Here is a 15,741-nt window from a genome sequence, read left to right on the forward strand (position 1 = left end):
GATTTTGATTGTGTTTCACTGAATTTTAATTTTTTAATCTTCAGTGATATGCATTAATCTCAAATCTCAAATCTAAATCCAAAATTGTTCGACCCAAGTTATGAACATAAACCAGCTTAACTCTATTAAGAACTGGCGGAGGTATCAGTTGCATTAGCAGTTGCTACTGCTACAGATTGACCTGTACGTTCTCGCCACCAAGCTAATAGAGTACTGGCAATGAAAATGCTCGAATAAGCTCCCATTGTGAAGCCAATAATTAAAGCTAGGGAGAAATTTCTTAAAGTTTCTCCGCCAAACAGAAAGATAGCCAGTAATGTCAACAATACGGTTAGGGTTGTATTAAGTGACCTGGTTAAAGTTTGATTAACCGCATCATCGACAATCTCAGCAATTGGTCTATCTGGATGAACTTTGATAGTTTCGCGAATGCGATCGTAAATTACGACTGTGTCATTCACAGAAAAACCTGTAATTGTCAGCAAGGCGACGATGAATAAGCTATCTGCTTCAATGCCTAATAGCAAACCCAAAATTGAAAAAGACCCAACGGTAATTAAAATATCGTGGAATAGAGCAACGATCGCAAAAATGGCAAAGTCCCATTGAAAGCGGAAGGCCATGTAAACGGTGATTCCCACGAAGGACACAACCAAAGCCAGAACCCCAGAGCGAAATAACTCTGCTCCCAAAGTCGGCCCAACAGAGTCAATTTGGTTTTTTTGCGGATCAAATTCACCAACTTTTTCACTTAAGGTATTGCGTAATTTGGTACGCTGATCCGCATCCAGGTTTTTTGTCCGAATTAAGATACCGTTCTCACCAACTATTTGGATACTGCTATCACCTAGCCCTTGTGCTTTGGCGACATCCCGCACTACACCAATATCAATTGGTTTATCGCAGTTACTTGGTTTTGTACAGTCGCGTTCAAATTGCAACCGCGTACCACCAACAAAATCTAAGCCAGGGCGTAGGGGTGCATGGATATTAGGGTTTTGCCAAGAAATCACCATTGAGATGATACCGCTGAGGATAAAGGCAGCGGAAATAGCCCACCATAGCGATCGCGATTTATTAACAGTCAGTTTCATTGTGCGACCTCTGCCTTATTCGCAACTGGTACGTTAGGACAGTATAGTTCTGTCTTCCGTAAGGATTGAATGGAAATTGCCAAAAACAACAATGTGCGACTACAGGTAATTGCAGTAAACATACTCACTGCTACCCCTAAAGCTAGAGTTAAGGCAAAGCCTTTGACTAAGCCAGAACCTAGCCAAAACAGAGCAGCACAAGCAATCCATGTTGTGACGTTGCTATCTAAAATACTCGAAAATGCTCGGTAAAAACCAGATTCTACAGAACGATACAATGATTTACCTGCACGTAGTTCTTCTCTGGTACGCTCAAAAATCAGTACGTTAGCATCAACCGCCATCCCAATACTGAGGATAAAACCAGCAATTCCCGGCAAAGTCAAGGTTACACCCAGCAACGCAAAACACGCCCAAGTTAACAAAGAGTAAATTACTAATGAAATATCCGCAATTAGCCCTGGTAGTCGATAGTACACAACCATAAATATGAGTACTAAAGTCAAACCCCCAAGCCCAGCATAGATGCTGCTTTGAATACTATCTTTACCTAAGGTAGCCCCGACTGTCCGTCTTTCAGCAATTTCTACTGGTACAGGTAATGCGCCACCACGTAGCTGTACGCCTAAGTCATTGGCTTGTTGAGCAGTAAACCTACCTGTAATGACCGCAGAACCACCAGTAATCCCTGTAGCTGCGAATTCAGGGCCGACACTAGGAGAACTAATCAATTCATTATCGAGAAAAATGCCAATACCGCGCCCTGTCCCAGCAAGGCTTTTGGTTAATTCAGCAAACAGTTCACCACCTTTTGGTTTGAAGCGGAGAGCAACATTCCAGTTGTTACCTTGGGTGGGTTCACCATAGGCATTTTCCAGATATTGACCACTCAGAGGTGGATCGGTACTTTCAAACAATTCTGCGATCGCTTGATTATTTTTCTGCAACTCTTCTTGATTTTTAGCGATCGCAGCAGCATCATTGCTGGTTCTCAATTCCTGTTGCTTGGCTTTTAATTCTGCCCTAGATGCTTGATAAGCAAACAGTTGAGGTTCTGTACCAGATTTTTGTTTGCGAAATTCTAACTGTGCTGTACCACCAAGTACTCGTTCTGCTTGTTCTGGATCGTTAACCCCAGGCAGTTGTACTAGAATCTTGTCTGTACCTACAGTTTGAATTACTGGTTCAGAAACGCCAAGTCCGTTAATCCGTCCTTCAACAACTTTCTTCACCCCTTCCAATTCTTTTTCGGTGATTTGCTTAATTTCTGGGGTAGTTTTTACCTGAATTGTAAGCTGTGAACCACCCCGCAAATCTAACCCCAGAGGAATAGGGATTGTGAAAATCACCGCAAAAGCGGCGATAATCAACACTACAATTAAAGCTAATAGCGATCGCTGTCTCTGCATACCATAACCATCACTCGCAACTGACAAAGGCTATAATAGCGCTCTTTTTAATAGTTATGAGTTATTGGTTATTAGTAAGAATTATTACTGGAATGGGGCATAGGGCATTGGGCATAGGGCATTGGTAATGGGTAATGGGTAATTGGTAATTGCTGTTTGTTCTCTTTCCCCTTTCCCCTTTCCCTTTACCCAAGTCCCCTACTCCCAACCTAAACTCGCATAGCCACCATTTTTTCTACGGCTTCTACAATTTGTTCTGGCTGAACAATGGTTAGACGCTCTAGATTACCGTTGTATGGTGTGGGAATATCTTGAGATGAAAGGCGTAGTACAGGCGCATCCAATTCATCAAATAAGCGGTCATTAATAGAAGCTATGACTTCTGCGCCAATACCTGCTGTCCGCATCGCTTCTTCTACGACAATCACGCGATGGGTTTTGCGAATAGATGCACCGATGGTATCAAAATCTAATGGTTTCAGTGATATTAAATCAATGACTTCTGGGTCGTAACCTTTTTTTTCTAAAGTTTTCACGGCTTGTAATACATGATGGCGCATCCGTGAATAAGTAAGAATTGTGACATCTTGACCACGACGCACAACTTCGGCTTTATCTAAAGGAAGTAAATATTCTTCTGATGGCAGGTCTTCTTTTAAGTTGTAAAGCAGAACATGTTCAAAGAACAGTACTGGGTTATCATCGCGAATTGCTGATTTCAGAAGTCCTTTAGCGTTATAAGGTGTAGAACACGCAACAATTTTTAATCCAGGAACAGCTTGAAAGTAAGTTTCTAGCCGTTGTGAATGTTCTGCACCTAGCTGTCTACCAACACCACCAGGGCCACGAATTACCATTGGAATTTTAAAATTCCCGCCGGAAGTATAGCGTAACATCCCAGCGTTATTAGAGATTTGGTTAAAGGCTAGCAGCAAAAAACCCATATTCATACCTTCGATGATGGGTCTTAACCCAGTCATCGCAGCTCCCACAGCCAAGCCAGTAAAGCTATTTTCGGCGATAGGGGTGTCAAGAACTCTTAGTTCACCATACTTTTTGTAAAGGTCTTTGGTAACTTTGTAGGAACCACCATAGTGTCCGACATCTTCCCCAAGAACAAATACATTAGAATCACGCGCCATTTCTTCGTCAATGGCTTCACGGAGGGCGTTGAAGAAAAGAGTTTCTGCCATTTAAACCTTGTATTCACAATTATTGTTTTAGAATCTTATCGCGCCACCGTTGGCAAATACCGTGAGCGATCGCACTACTTGGAAATTTTGGCATAAGGCATAGGGCATTGGGTATGGGGCACCGAAATTTAGACAGGTATTATATCTCCCTGTCTCCCTTAGTTTGAAAGTGCTGAGTGCTGAGGAGCCAGTGCGTTGGGCGGCTCTGCCGACTTCAAGCAACTGGCGTTGCTGAGTAAAAATCCCCGCCTCGACTTTCATGCAAGGCTTGTGAAAATTTTTTCATTGGGACTGCTTCCTTCTCCCCAGTCCCTGATCCCCAGTCCCCAGTCCCCAGTCCCCAGTCCCTAACTACTACAAACTGGCAAGCGAATCAGTGACTTGAGCTACCACTGCGTCTGGAAAGCGTTTTGGTCTTCCTGGTTTGCGTTTATGCCTCTGGTTTATGGACTTTTCACTAGCTGCTGCCAATTCTTCAGGTGTGCATTTAAACAAACGCAAAGCATCTAAATATTTCTTTGGTGTCATTGTGGGTTCAGTCCGCCCAGCTTCCCAGTTGCGAACACTGGTTTCACTGATTGCAAGCCTGAAGGCAACCTCAGCACGGCTAAGACCAGCACGTTCTCTCAGGACTTGCATATCCATAATCCCATGCTCCTATTGAATAATTTACATTCTGTTTATTAAATCAATTGACATAAAATATCAATTGTTAGCATTTTATTAACTATATACTTTATAAGCGATCGCTTACTTCTATGGCAAACGCCGCAACCCTTTATTTCTGTAATAACCCGTAAGAAATATTTGATAGAAATTTTAAATATCCGTAGAATAGCGTATAAAAATTAGCTTTAAAAAAATACTTCCTGATTTTGACAAAAGCAAAATCAATACTTTAGTTTTTGGACAAAATCCTACAACCAATACATGAGGTAGAAAAGCAAAGGTTTGCACCCTTATAAATAATTAATGTATTCTCAAAATTTGGGAAATTGATCATAGCTATCGAAACAATAATCTCACGCTCAGACACCAAGACACTCAAATACCATTTGCGCCTTTGTACCTGTGCATGAGATTTTGAATAAAAGATGAGTTTTTACATCAATTGTGCAGCTTACTTTAACCAGCGTGCCGCATCTTTGGCGTGGTAAGTCAAAATTAAATCAGCGCCAGCACGTTTAAAGCCAGTTAAAGTTTCCATCACTACACGCTGTTCATCAATCCAACCATTGAGAGCAGCAGCTTTAATCATGGAATACTCACCGGAAACGTTATAAGCTGCAACAGGAAGGTTGCTAGCTTCCTTAACACGCCAAATAATATCCATGTATGCTAAGGCTGGCTTCACCATCAGCATATCAGCGCCTTCTGCGATATCAAGTTCAATTTCTTTAATCGCTTCGCGGGAGTTACCAGGGTCCATTTGGTAAGTTCTTCTATCACCAAATTGCGGTGTAGAATCCGCCGCATCCCGGAATGGGCCATAATAAGCCGAAGCATACTTAGCCGCATAAGATAAAATTGGTGTATCTTGGAATCCCGCTTCATCTAAACCCGCACGAATTGCTTGCACAAAGCCATCCATCATTCCTGAAGGCGCAATAATATCAGCACCAGCTTTGGCTTGAGATACTGCTGTTTTTTTCAGTAATTCTAAAGTAGGGTCATTTAAAACTCTTCCCGTTAAATCACCTACTTGTAAGTAACCGCAATGACCATGACTTGTATATTCACACAGACAAGTATCAGCCACCACAATTAAATCTGGTACTGCTTCCTTCACCGCAGTAGCTGCTTTTTGCACAATACCGCAATCATGCCAAGCGCCAGTAGCATCTACATCTTTATCGGCGGGAATACCAAATAGAATGATGGCGGGAATTCCTAAGTCGTAAACTTCCTTTGCCTCTTCAACAATTTTGTCTACCGACAGCTGGTAAACTCCAGGCATGGATTTGACTTCGTTAGCAATTCCTTCACCTGGTACCGCAAAAAGTGGGTAAATCAAATCACTTGTTGATAAAACAGTTTCTCGTACCATCCGGCGCAGTTGGGGATGTGTACGCAGACGGCGGGGGCGGTGAGTTGGAAACATAAAGTTTTATGAAGAATTACAACGCAAATAGACACAATAGAAAGCGTCACAAAAGCAAGGAAAAACCTTACTTATTTAGGACAGACTACCAGCAGTGCTTAACTGTCCTTTGCCCTACTGTTGATGAAGCTGTGGGGCAATTTCGTATTGTACAGCGTGATAGACATCACTTCGACGCACTGCAAAAAAAACCTGATAAAAATCCCCCAAAATTAATTGCAGAAATTTGGTAATGAGTAGTGCAAAAACTAATGTTTCTCAACTATAAATATTCTCAATTACTTAATGACTGCTGCGGAATTACCAAGTACCATAATTAGCGCGAAACAACCTCTGCAACTGAACGCCTAACGGTATGGTTAATCTGGGTTGCCAAATAGCAGCACTATTGCCCAAAACTATAATTAGCCCCCAGTTTAGTAGATACCCTTTACCTATGAGGGGAACAATCTCAAGGTTACTGAAAGTAGTACTGCAATCTATTCTTCCATAAAGCTATACATTAAAGAAGAAATTAATAGATTCTTTGGCATTTTTTGTGAATCCTATTTGCAGACTGGGATTGAAAAAATAAAAATTTTTATTAATTAGTTGTGTACAAATTGGCGCTTTTACCCTTTGAATTTTAGAAATATTAGGCACAAATCAAAAACATAAATGACACAAAAAATGCATCCTTCTCTGGGTACATAGTTGATCGTGAGTAATTTTTATCGAGGATGTGTGTTTGATATGCAAAAAATCACCCTTCACTCTATTGCTACTAGTCTGCCAAAGTTGTTTTGACAGGCGGGGGAAAGGCTAAAGGTTTTAAACCCTTCCCCTTTTCCCGTTCGCCAATCTACACCTGTCAATATTTGTGTGTGGAACTACTACTGCTTCCCAATTCCTCGTACCCGATCGCGTGCATCGTTGTTCTAAGATGAAAAGACTCACCAATCTTGAAAAAAAATTAAGTTAAGTTAACTAAAGAGCAAACAATTACACTTATGTCAACTGAACTCAACTCAGATCTGCATCAGGCTGTTGAACTTCGCCGCAACTTTGCGATTATTTCACACCCCGACGCAGGTAAAACTACACTGACCGAAAAACTTCTGTTATACGGAGGTGCGATTCACGAAGCTGGTGCAGTCAAAGCCCGCCGGGCCCAGCGTAAAGCCACCTCAGACTGGATGGCGATGGAACAGCAACGGGGTATTTCGATTACATCTACAGTATTGCAATTTGAATATCGTAGCTGTTATATCAACTTATTAGATACTCCTGGACACCAAGATTTCAGTGAAGATACGTACCGGACGCTGGCTGCTGCCGATAATGCAGTGATGCTGATTGATGTGGCAAAAGGCTTGGAACCCCAAACTCGCAAGCTATTTGAAGTTTGTAAGTTGCGCGGTATCCCCATTTTTACCTTTGTAAATAAACTCGACCGTCCCGGGCGCGAACCCCTGGAATTATTAGACGAAATCGAGCAAGAATTGGGATTGCAAACCTATGCAGTCAACTGGCCGATTGGCATGGGCGATCGCTTTAAAGGTGTATTTGACCGCCAAAATCAACAAATTCACTTATTTGAACGTAGCGCTCACGGTAGCAGAGAAGCGAAAGATACAATAGTTGATTTGGGTGATGCCAAAATTGAGGAACTGCTGGAACAGGATCTCTATTACCAACTGAAAAACGATTTAGAACTCTTAGAAGGAGTCGGGCCGGAACTAGATTTAGATTTGGTGCATCAAGGAAAAATGACACCAGTATTCTTCGGTAGTGCCATGACCAACTTTGGGGTAGAGCTATTCTTGAAGCACTTCTTGGATTATGCCTTGAAACCAGGAACTCATAATAGTAGCGTTGGTGAAGTTCCCCCTACGTATCCCGAGTTTTCTGGCTTTGTCTTCAAACTCCAGGCTAACATGGACCCGAAGCACCGCGATCGCGTGGCGTTTATTCGCGTCTGCACGGGTAAGTTTGAAAAAGATATGACGGTGACTCACGCCCGCACAGGCAAAATCGTCCGTCTGTCTCGCCCACAAAAACTTTTCGCCCAAGAGCGAGAATCAATTGATGTCGCTTTTCCAGGCGATGTCATCGGTTTAAATAATCCTGGGGTTTTTGCGATCGGCGACACTATTTACACTGGGCAAAAGCTCGAATATGAAGGAATTCCTTATTTTTCACCGGAATTGTTTGCGACTTTAAGGAACCCCAACCCTTCCAAGTTTAAGCAATTTCAAAAAGGAATTTCGGAATTACGGGAAGAAGGTGCAGTACAAATTATGTACTCCACTGACGAAGCCAAACGCGATCCAATTTTAGCGGCGGTGGGTCAGTTGCAGTTCGAGGTAGTGCAGTTCCGCTTACAAAATGAGTATGGTGTAGAAACCATATTAGACTTGCTACCTTATAGCGTCGCCCGTTGGGTGGAAGGCGGTTGGGAAGCATTGAATGAGGTGGGGCGAATATTCAATACCACCACAGTCAAAGACAATATGGGACGACCAGTATTGCTTTTCCGTAATGAATGGAATTGCCAACAGTTACAGGGAGATCATCCCAAGTTAAAATTAAGCGCGATCGCTCCGGTGTATTCTACTCAGCAATCAGTGGAGGGATAATTCCGGACGCAAGCTATGAGCTGGGGAATCTAAACATTATGCGCTTGAGCATAAACGTGGATCAGTTAGAACAGATGGGAGTGCCAGAAATTCTATGCCTTCACATGCCGAATCGTCTTTGGAGGCTGGTTTAGTTGCTCTAAAACAGGGAAATTATCCCACAGCGATCGCTCACCTGGAACCTGTGGCCAATAGCCAGCAAGATGGCAAAACTGGCTTACAGGCGCAGGTGGGCTTGGTTATGGCTTATGCGCGCAGTGGCCAAGTCCCCAAAGCGATCGCTGTGTGTAACAATCTGATTGTGAGTCCAAATCCGCAGGTTCAAGAGTGGGCAGAACGTGCTCTTGAGCATTTAAAAAAGCACCAACAACGTAAAAAGACCTCATCCAAAAATTCTGCAACTGGATTTGTTGCTTTTGATCATTCTCATAAACCAGATGCTGCGCCTGTAAATACTGCATCACCACAGCAGACCAAAAATTCAGGGGTGAAAGCCACGAATCATGCGGGCACTACATCAACTTTACCAGCCAGTGGTATTAAAAATACCAATGTAGACACCATGATGGGAGCCAATTATATTGGTTCTCTCCATCGCCCACAACCTAAATTATTCACTATCTATTGGCGACACGCAGGCCGGGCAAAAGTTTGGCAACCCCTACATAAGCTAAATTTAATTCCTTTAAAATTACTGGCTACTGGCACATTTTTCGCTCTATTTTGGGTGATGCGGGAAATGCTGAAGCTGGTAATGGGTTTAATAAATCAGATTTTAGTTAAACTACCTTATTTAGAGCCTTGGCAATTTTTATATCGCGATCCAACTGTGGTTGTCATGGCGGTATTAGTGATAGCGCTGGCTTTATCACCTTGGTTGCTAGATCGGTTACTCACAAATTTTTATGGCCAGCAAGAATTACCCAAGGAGCAGTTAAATAATCGCAGTCGGGAAGCAATTCGGGTATTACAACGTTCTTGTCAACAGAAAGGCTGGCCATTTCCTAAACTGCGAATTTTGCCAATGGCTGCTCCTATTGCTCTGACCTATGGTAATTTAGCTCGCAATGCTCGGATAGTCATCAGTCAAGGGCTATTAGATCAACTAGCTGATGATGAAATTGCCGTTATTTACGCCACGCAGTTAGGGCATATCATCCACAAAGATTTTATGGTGATGTCTCTGATATTGCTAGTGACCGTGATTGTCCACAAAATATATCAGAGTATATCGGAGTGGGGCAACAGCATCTCATCGGCATTTGGGCGCTGGCCTGCTAGAGTCTTAGCTAGTCTTACTTATGGGATTTGGTGTCTACTGACTGGCATAGCTTTGTGGTTGTCGAAGTTGCGGCTTTATTATAGCGATCGCGCCGCCTCGGAAATTACTGGTAATCCCAATGCTTTAACCCGCGCCTTATTGAAAATTGCTATTGGTGTAGCTGGTGATATTTCCCACAAAGAACAAACTAGTTGGCAGTTAGAAAGCTTGAATCTGGTAGCACCTGTGAGTTATCAGCAAAGTATTTCTTTAGGTAGTCTAGCTGGTCAAGTTCCTTTTACATCATTATTGATGTGGGATAATTTCAATCCCCATCGTCACTGGTTCACTATTAATAATAGTCATCCTTTAATAGGCGATCGCATTCAACGCCTTAGTAAAATTGCCCGCCACTGGCATTTGGAACCAGAATTACATCTGATCAACGAGCAATCCTTAAGACCGAAAAAGCATCCTTTCTTTTTACAAATTGCTCCTTGGTTGGGTATTCCCTTCGGTTTTTTGTTTGCAGGTCTGATCTGGTTAGGTTGGCAGATCGCATTTGCACTCAAAATTTTAAACCTCAAATGGATCTATGAGGATTGGTCTTTTGTCTCAGGTTGTTTGCTGATTGGCTTTAGTATCGGTATGGTGATCCGCATGAATTCTTTCTTCCCAGATATCCAACCCCAAGCTTTACAAACTGACGATCGCTTACCCAGCCTTTTAGCTAACCCTTCAGCTATCCCCATCGATAGTATCAATGTGTGCCTTGCAGGTAAGCTCTTAGGTCGTCCAGGAATCAGCAATTCTCTTGCACAAGACTTAATTTTGCAAACCAACATCGGGTTAGTGAAATTGCACCACATTCCCTGGCTGGGACAATCCATCAATCCTCAAGACTTCATTGGTAGGCAAATTACAGTTACAGGCTGGTTCCGGCGTGGCGCAACCCCCTGGATTGATATCCAAACCATGCAAACCCAAAACGGTCAAACCGTTAACAGCGCTCATCCTATTTGGTCTACCATCATCGCAGTAGCAGCCCAAGCATGGGGCGCTTTCATCTTCCTCAGAGGCTAGGAGCTAGAGAAGAGGAAGCAAAGGGGACAAGAAATACAAATTCCCAATGCCCCATCCCAAAAATGTTACAAAAATTTGCAATTTTCGCCAGCAGGTGTTACATTTATTTACATAAACATTTCTAATTTATATAACTCGGCACTCCAGCTTAGTTATTTATCACCAACGCTTGCGCCAATCTATCTTTGTAATTCTCCCAACACAGCAGTAAATCAACCAGCCATCGGCTGGTTTTTGTTTCCTAATATTTACCTGTTGAGAAAAAATTGTATTTTATGTTACGATTCGATTACAAGAATATGCCAGAAATGTGTGCGCTGAACTAGCTACGTAGAAAATACCGTGATAATGTAAGGGATGGTGTTTAATTCTGCGAACAGGGGCACAAGAAAACGTTTACTTTAGCAGACAGTAAACTATTAAATTTACAATTCTTATAACTAAGGTGGTATTTAATTGAGCTTCGTTTGTTCTTTGGCATTAAACAAGCTTGACCCCGACGAAAAATTGTATTGTATAGGTTGACAGTTTTGAGTAAAAAAATTGGTTTATGGCAGTCTTGGGAAATAGCATATATTTGAAAGCCAAAGCCAAGTGATTGTTTTCTCATTTTGCCTTGTTCATTCAACTCTGGAGGTATAGTTCATGTCTGTTCGCCTATATATAGGCAATTTGCCAAAAGAAGAAATAGATCGTCAAGAACTGCAAGCAGTTTTCGCGGCTGAAGGTGATGCTGTCACCACAAAATTAATTAAAGACCGGAAAACAGGCAAATGCCGTGGATTCGGCTTTCTCACAGTGAATAATGATGAACAAGCCGATCAAATTATTGAAAAGTATAATGGTCAATTGTTCAAAGACACTGCCATCAAGTTAGAGAAGGCATTACCACGCACTAAGGGCGACGAAGGTGACGAGCAAGCACCCAAAGCTGCTCAAAGCGCTGGTAGCAGTAATCCTGCTCCTGTTACCCACAAAGAAAGCAACCGTCGCGACAAATCTTCTAAGAAGTCTCGTCGTGGTGGTGCGGCTAGTGGCGGACGCGAAACGACTACAACATCTGACTCAGATGCTATTCGTCCAGATCCCCGTTGGGCTTCTGAATTAGAAAAGCTGAAGCAGATGCTAGCTGCACAAACTACAAATTAATCTTGATGCAAAAGCAATTAAAAATTAAAAATCAGAATTTTTTTGATTTTTAATTTTTAATTTTTTACTAGCAGGAAAACCAAAGCAAAAAATTTACAACATTATATAGCAAGTTACCTGTGAAGTAACTAAATTTGCCTTTTCTAGAATATAGTTGAGGTTTTTGTTATTGGTACGTATATTTTTGCTTGGAGTCCAATTTTGTTTTCCATAAGTATTAAGTGTTTTTATCGGCGGTTAATTATTAATTCTTGAGAATTTGCCGATCAGAAAATTCTCAAGAGTTACACGCACAAGGGATAAAAGTCCCGCTCCTCATATTCAAAATTACTTATCTTCAAGCTAATCACTTGTGAGAGAATCTTTATTATCTAGCGCCTAATCCCTATTTTCAATCCAGTCCCCATCCGCATCATTACGGAAAACGAATCAGCTATTGTGTTCCCACTGTTGGTAATTTTGTGATAAAGAATCATAAAAAATCATGAAAACTACTGTGGCATTGGGAATAATATCCCTAGCAGACCATCCTCAGAAATTTTTTTGCAATGCCGAGTAGAAAAGTAAGGCATTGAAAAGCAAAAGTGAATACCTGAGTTATGGATAAGTTGGGGAAAAAATTGTGTGAAAATTCTTTTAATAGAAGATGACAAGCAGACAAATTTAGTTCTAGCGAAAGCGCTTTCGACTCTCAATTACCAAATAGAGACCACTAACGATGGTGAAACGGGATTAGAGTTAGCGAAGGCATTTGATTACGACTTGCTAATTTTGGATGTGATGCTACCAAAATTGGATGGGATTAGTCTTTGTCGCCAACTCCGTTTGGAAGGATCTCAAGTACCCATTCTGATGCTGACTGCTAAGGACGATATTAGTATGCGCGTCATGGGTTTAGAGGCGGGTGCAGATGATTATATTAACAAACCGTTTGAGCTATCAGAGCTCATCGCCAGAATTCGAGCTTTAATGCGGCGAGGTAAGACAATTGTTGCTAAGGTGTTAGTCTGGGAGAATTTAGAGCTTGATATTAACATCAAAGAAGTCACCTATGCTGGCAAGCGTCTGCACCTTACCCCTAAAGAGTATGGTTTGTTAGAACTTTTTTTGCAAAATCCGCGCCGCATATTTAGTAGAAGTGTTTTATTAGATAGAATTTGGTCTGCTGATGAGTTTCCTGGGGAAGAAGCGGTGACAACCCAAATCAAGGGTTTGCGCCAGAAACTAAAAGCAACAGGAATGACTGCAGATTTCATAGAAACAGTATATGGTTTAGGTTATCGGCTGAAAGAACCAAAAAATCAGCCACAAAAGCAAAATCTTCCCAGTCAGAATTTATCAGAGAAAGAGCAAGCCGAAGCCAAAGTCATGGCTGTAGTGGCAAATATGCGGGAAGAGTTTCTCAAAAGTTTTAGCGAAAAGTTTGAGTTACTAGAACAAGCGATCGCGCAATTATCAACTGTCACTCCAGATAAGCGGATATTAAAACAAGCACAGGCGGAAGCACACCGTTTAGCTGGTTCTTTGGGATGTTACGGTTTTCTAGAAGGTTCCAAAATAGCGCGTGACATAGAACAACTGCTAGAAAGATACACTGTTCCCTACCAGAGAATAGCTTTGCAGTTGGTAGAGTTACTGAAATTACTCAAACAAACATTGCAGCAACAGCCATCTTCACCAGTTATCCCTGCCAATGCTCAAATTACATCATCAGCACACCTGCTGATTGTTGATGACGATACGACCCTGACGGAACGTATTAAATTAGAAGCTATATCCTGGGGTTTTAATGTAGATGTAGCAGTAGATATCAAAACAGCGAGAACTATCCTTTCCTTAAATTCAGTCGAAGTTATTTTACTGGATTTATCATTTCCTGCTAAAGAAGAAAATGGTTTAACTTTTCTCGCGGAACTAAGCGAGACGCATCCAGAAATTCCTGTTTTAGTCTTGACTACTAATAATCAATTACAAAACAGGGTAGAAGCTGCTCGTTTAGGCGCACAAAGCTTTTTAAATAAAACCATGTCTGCTGTGGAGGTTTTAAGCGCTATTAATATAGCGCTTAATCAACAAACTGCTACAGATGCAAAAGTTTTAGTTGTGGATGACGATCCGCTCATACTCAAAAAGGTGACTACTTTGCTCTCACCTTGGGGATTACAAGTTACGCCATTACAAGAATCGCAAAGATTTTGGGAAGTATTAGAATCTACTAAACCAGATCTGTTAATTTTAGACATTGAGATGCCAGATTTTAATGGTATAGAATTATGCCAAATAATCCGGAATGATCATTTTTGGCATCGCTTACCAATTTTGTTTCTCTCTGGCCATTTTGAACCGGAAATACTCTATCAAGTTTATTTAGTTGGAGCCGACGACTACATCAGAAAACCAATTGTAGAGCCAGAATTAATTGCTCGGATTTTGAATCGGCTAGAACGGACACATCTGAGCAAAAAATTGTTACATAAATATTACCAGTAGCCAGGGTGACGCTATGTCAAAAAAACGCATTTTAGTCATTGATGATGAAAAAAATCTCTGTACAGTGATTAAAGCTTGTTTAGAAAATATTGGAAGTTGGCAAGTCTTAGTGGCACAATCTGGTAGTGAAGGTCTAGCTGTAGCTAAAAGTGAACATCCAGATGCAATTTTGTTAGATGTTATGATGCCAGATATCAATGGAATGTTGCTGTTTCAACGGCTACAAGAAAATTTGACCACTAATAATATACCCGTAATTTTACTAACAGCTAAAGTCCAAACAGTAGATTTAAAGGAATTTTCCCAATTGTCCATTGCAGGAGTGATTTCTAAACCGTTTGATCCTTTGCGTTTATCAGAACTAGTTGCAAACACTCTGGGGTGGCAGTTTTAAGGCTTTAAGCTAAAAAATATACTAACTTGAAAATTGGCATAGGGCATAGGACATCGGAAAGACAGATTTTTATGCTTGGTTGTGTTAAAACTGGGCATAAATGGCTTTATTTTTTTTATTTTTCAATAAAGAAAATACCTCATAATTTCCTCATATTTATTTTTTAGTCTAAGTAATAAGTTTAGCGGGAAAAAGGTAAATAATGGGAAGATAAAGAAATAGTTTGGCTGACTATTTATCTTCTTTGTGGCTGGTTAAAGATCAGCCGATACGCGCTGAGATAATTTATTCTTCGATTCAAATTTCCTTTGTTCAGAGGAGTCAGTACCTATAGCGATCGCATCGCAACTTCTACCCCTATGGGGAAGCAAGCTAGGCGTAGCATCACCTATGGGAGAGGTGGCTGGCGTTCTCATGTCCAATCTAGTATTTGGATCAGGACTCTTAACAACCCAATGGCGAAATCTAGGATTAACTGCGTAATCGCGTATCTATGGTATTTCGATACTGAAAATTAGCATCTGTAATATGTCCAGAAAACGTATTCTTTTGATTGATGATGAAAAATCGCTGTCCACAGTAATTCAAGCCTGTCTAGAAAATTTAGCCGATTGGACAGTACTAAAAGCTGAATCTGGCAGAGAAGGCTTACTTAAAGCCCAAACTGAAAAGCTAAATGCTATTTTGCTTGATGTCATGATGCCAGATTTAGATGGATTTACTGTGTTACAAGAGTTAAAAAAGAACCCTGTAACTCAAAGTATTCCAGTTATGTTGATCACTGCTAAAGTGGAACCTACTAAGCATGAACAATATGCCCAGTTAGGAATTGCAGGCGTGATTAATAAACCTTTTGATCCTTTACGGCTGGCGGAACAGGTAGCAGGCATTTTGGGTTGGAATTAAGAAGATTTTGGATTTTAGATTAAATATCCTAATCATTAAATAC

13 protein-coding genes are annotated in these 15,741 nt (G+C 41.2%); 6 read left to right on the plus strand and 7 right to left on the minus strand.

Annotated features, from left to right (window positions below):
- Positions 1-125: 125 nt before the first annotated feature.
- The 6 genes from secF to hemB form a co-directional block, all read right to left on the minus strand.
- Positions 126-1,094, minus strand: a complete 969-nt coding sequence (secF, locus tag HGR01_RS32720; protein ID WP_045868112.1) for a protein translocase subunit SecF — start codon at positions 1,092-1,094, stop codon at positions 126-128.
- The gene (gene secD, locus HGR01_RS32725) at positions 1,091-2,503 is read right to left on the minus strand and encodes a protein translocase subunit SecD (protein WP_045868111.1); all 1,413 of its coding nucleotides are present in this window, start codon (positions 2,501-2,503) and stop codon (positions 1,091-1,093) included. The genes secF and secD overlap by 4 nt, the downstream gene beginning before the upstream one ends.
- Positions 2,504-2,712: 209 nt before the next feature.
- Positions 2,713-3,696, minus strand: coding sequence for an alpha-ketoacid dehydrogenase subunit beta (locus HGR01_RS32730; RefSeq protein ID WP_045868110.1), 984 nt, complete (start codon positions 3,694-3,696; stop codon positions 2,713-2,715).
- 27 nt (positions 3,697-3,723) lie between these two features.
- Positions 3,724-3,957 (minus strand): hypothetical protein, encoded by a 234-nt coding sequence (locus tag HGR01_RS32735; protein WP_045868109.1) that lies wholly within the window; start codon positions 3,955-3,957, stop codon positions 3,724-3,726.
- A gap of 93 nt (positions 3,958-4,050) precedes the next feature.
- Complete coding sequence (locus HGR01_RS32740; RefSeq protein WP_045868108.1) at positions 4,051-4,341, minus strand: helix-turn-helix domain-containing protein; 291 nt, start codon at positions 4,339-4,341, stop codon at positions 4,051-4,053.
- 475 nt (positions 4,342-4,816) lie between these two features.
- Entirely contained in the window at positions 4,817-5,797 is a 981-nt protein-coding gene (hemB, locus tag HGR01_RS32745; RefSeq protein ID WP_045868107.1) for a porphobilinogen synthase, read from the minus strand.
- Between the two features lie 989 nt (positions 5,798-6,786).
- On the opposite strand from hemB, the gene HGR01_RS32750 reads away from it, so the two are divergent.
- From HGR01_RS32750 to HGR01_RS32770, 5 genes are all read left to right on the plus strand, one after another.
- On the plus strand, positions 6,787-8,415 hold the full coding sequence (locus HGR01_RS32750; protein ID WP_045868105.1) for a peptide chain release factor 3: 1,629 nt from the start codon (positions 6,787-6,789) through the stop codon (positions 8,413-8,415).
- Positions 8,416-8,509: 94 nt separating this feature from the next.
- Positions 8,510-10,759: a zinc metalloprotease HtpX gene (locus tag HGR01_RS32755; protein WP_045868104.1), complete on the plus strand. Its 2,250-nt coding sequence runs from the start codon at positions 8,510-8,512 to the stop codon at positions 10,757-10,759.
- Between the two features lie 645 nt (positions 10,760-11,404).
- A complete protein-coding gene (locus tag HGR01_RS32760) occupies positions 11,405-11,908 on the plus strand; it encodes an RNA recognition motif domain-containing protein (RefSeq protein WP_045868103.1) in 504 nt (167 codons plus the stop codon).
- 624 nt (positions 11,909-12,532) lie between these two features.
- Positions 12,533-14,398 carry a response regulator gene (locus HGR01_RS32765; RefSeq protein WP_045868102.1) on the plus strand — a complete coding sequence of 622 codons (1,866 nt, stop codon included), beginning with the start codon at positions 12,533-12,535 and terminating at the stop codon, positions 14,396-14,398.
- 13 nt (positions 14,399-14,411) lie between these two features.
- A complete protein-coding gene (locus HGR01_RS32770) occupies positions 14,412-14,792 on the plus strand; it encodes a response regulator (RefSeq protein WP_045868101.1) in 381 nt (126 codons plus the stop codon).
- A gap of 254 nt (positions 14,793-15,046) precedes the next feature.
- Here the strand turns inward: HGR01_RS32770 and HGR01_RS32775 are convergent, their stop codons facing one another.
- The gene (locus HGR01_RS32775; protein WP_194007709.1) at positions 15,047-15,208 is read right to left on the minus strand and encodes a hypothetical protein; all 162 of its coding nucleotides are present in this window, start codon (positions 15,206-15,208) and stop codon (positions 15,047-15,049) included.
- Positions 15,209-15,320: 112 nt separating this feature from the next.
- Here HGR01_RS32775 and HGR01_RS32780 point away from each other — a divergent pair, with 112 nt between their 5' ends.
- Positions 15,321-15,698, plus strand: a complete 378-nt coding sequence (locus HGR01_RS32780; RefSeq protein WP_045868100.1) for a response regulator — start codon at positions 15,321-15,323, stop codon at positions 15,696-15,698.
- Positions 15,699-15,741: the final 43 nt, after the last annotated feature.

The organism is Tolypothrix sp. PCC 7712, from assembly GCF_025860405.1.
GTDB classification, from domain to species: domain Bacteria; phylum Cyanobacteriota; class Cyanobacteriia; order Cyanobacteriales; family Nostocaceae; genus Aulosira; species Aulosira diplosiphon.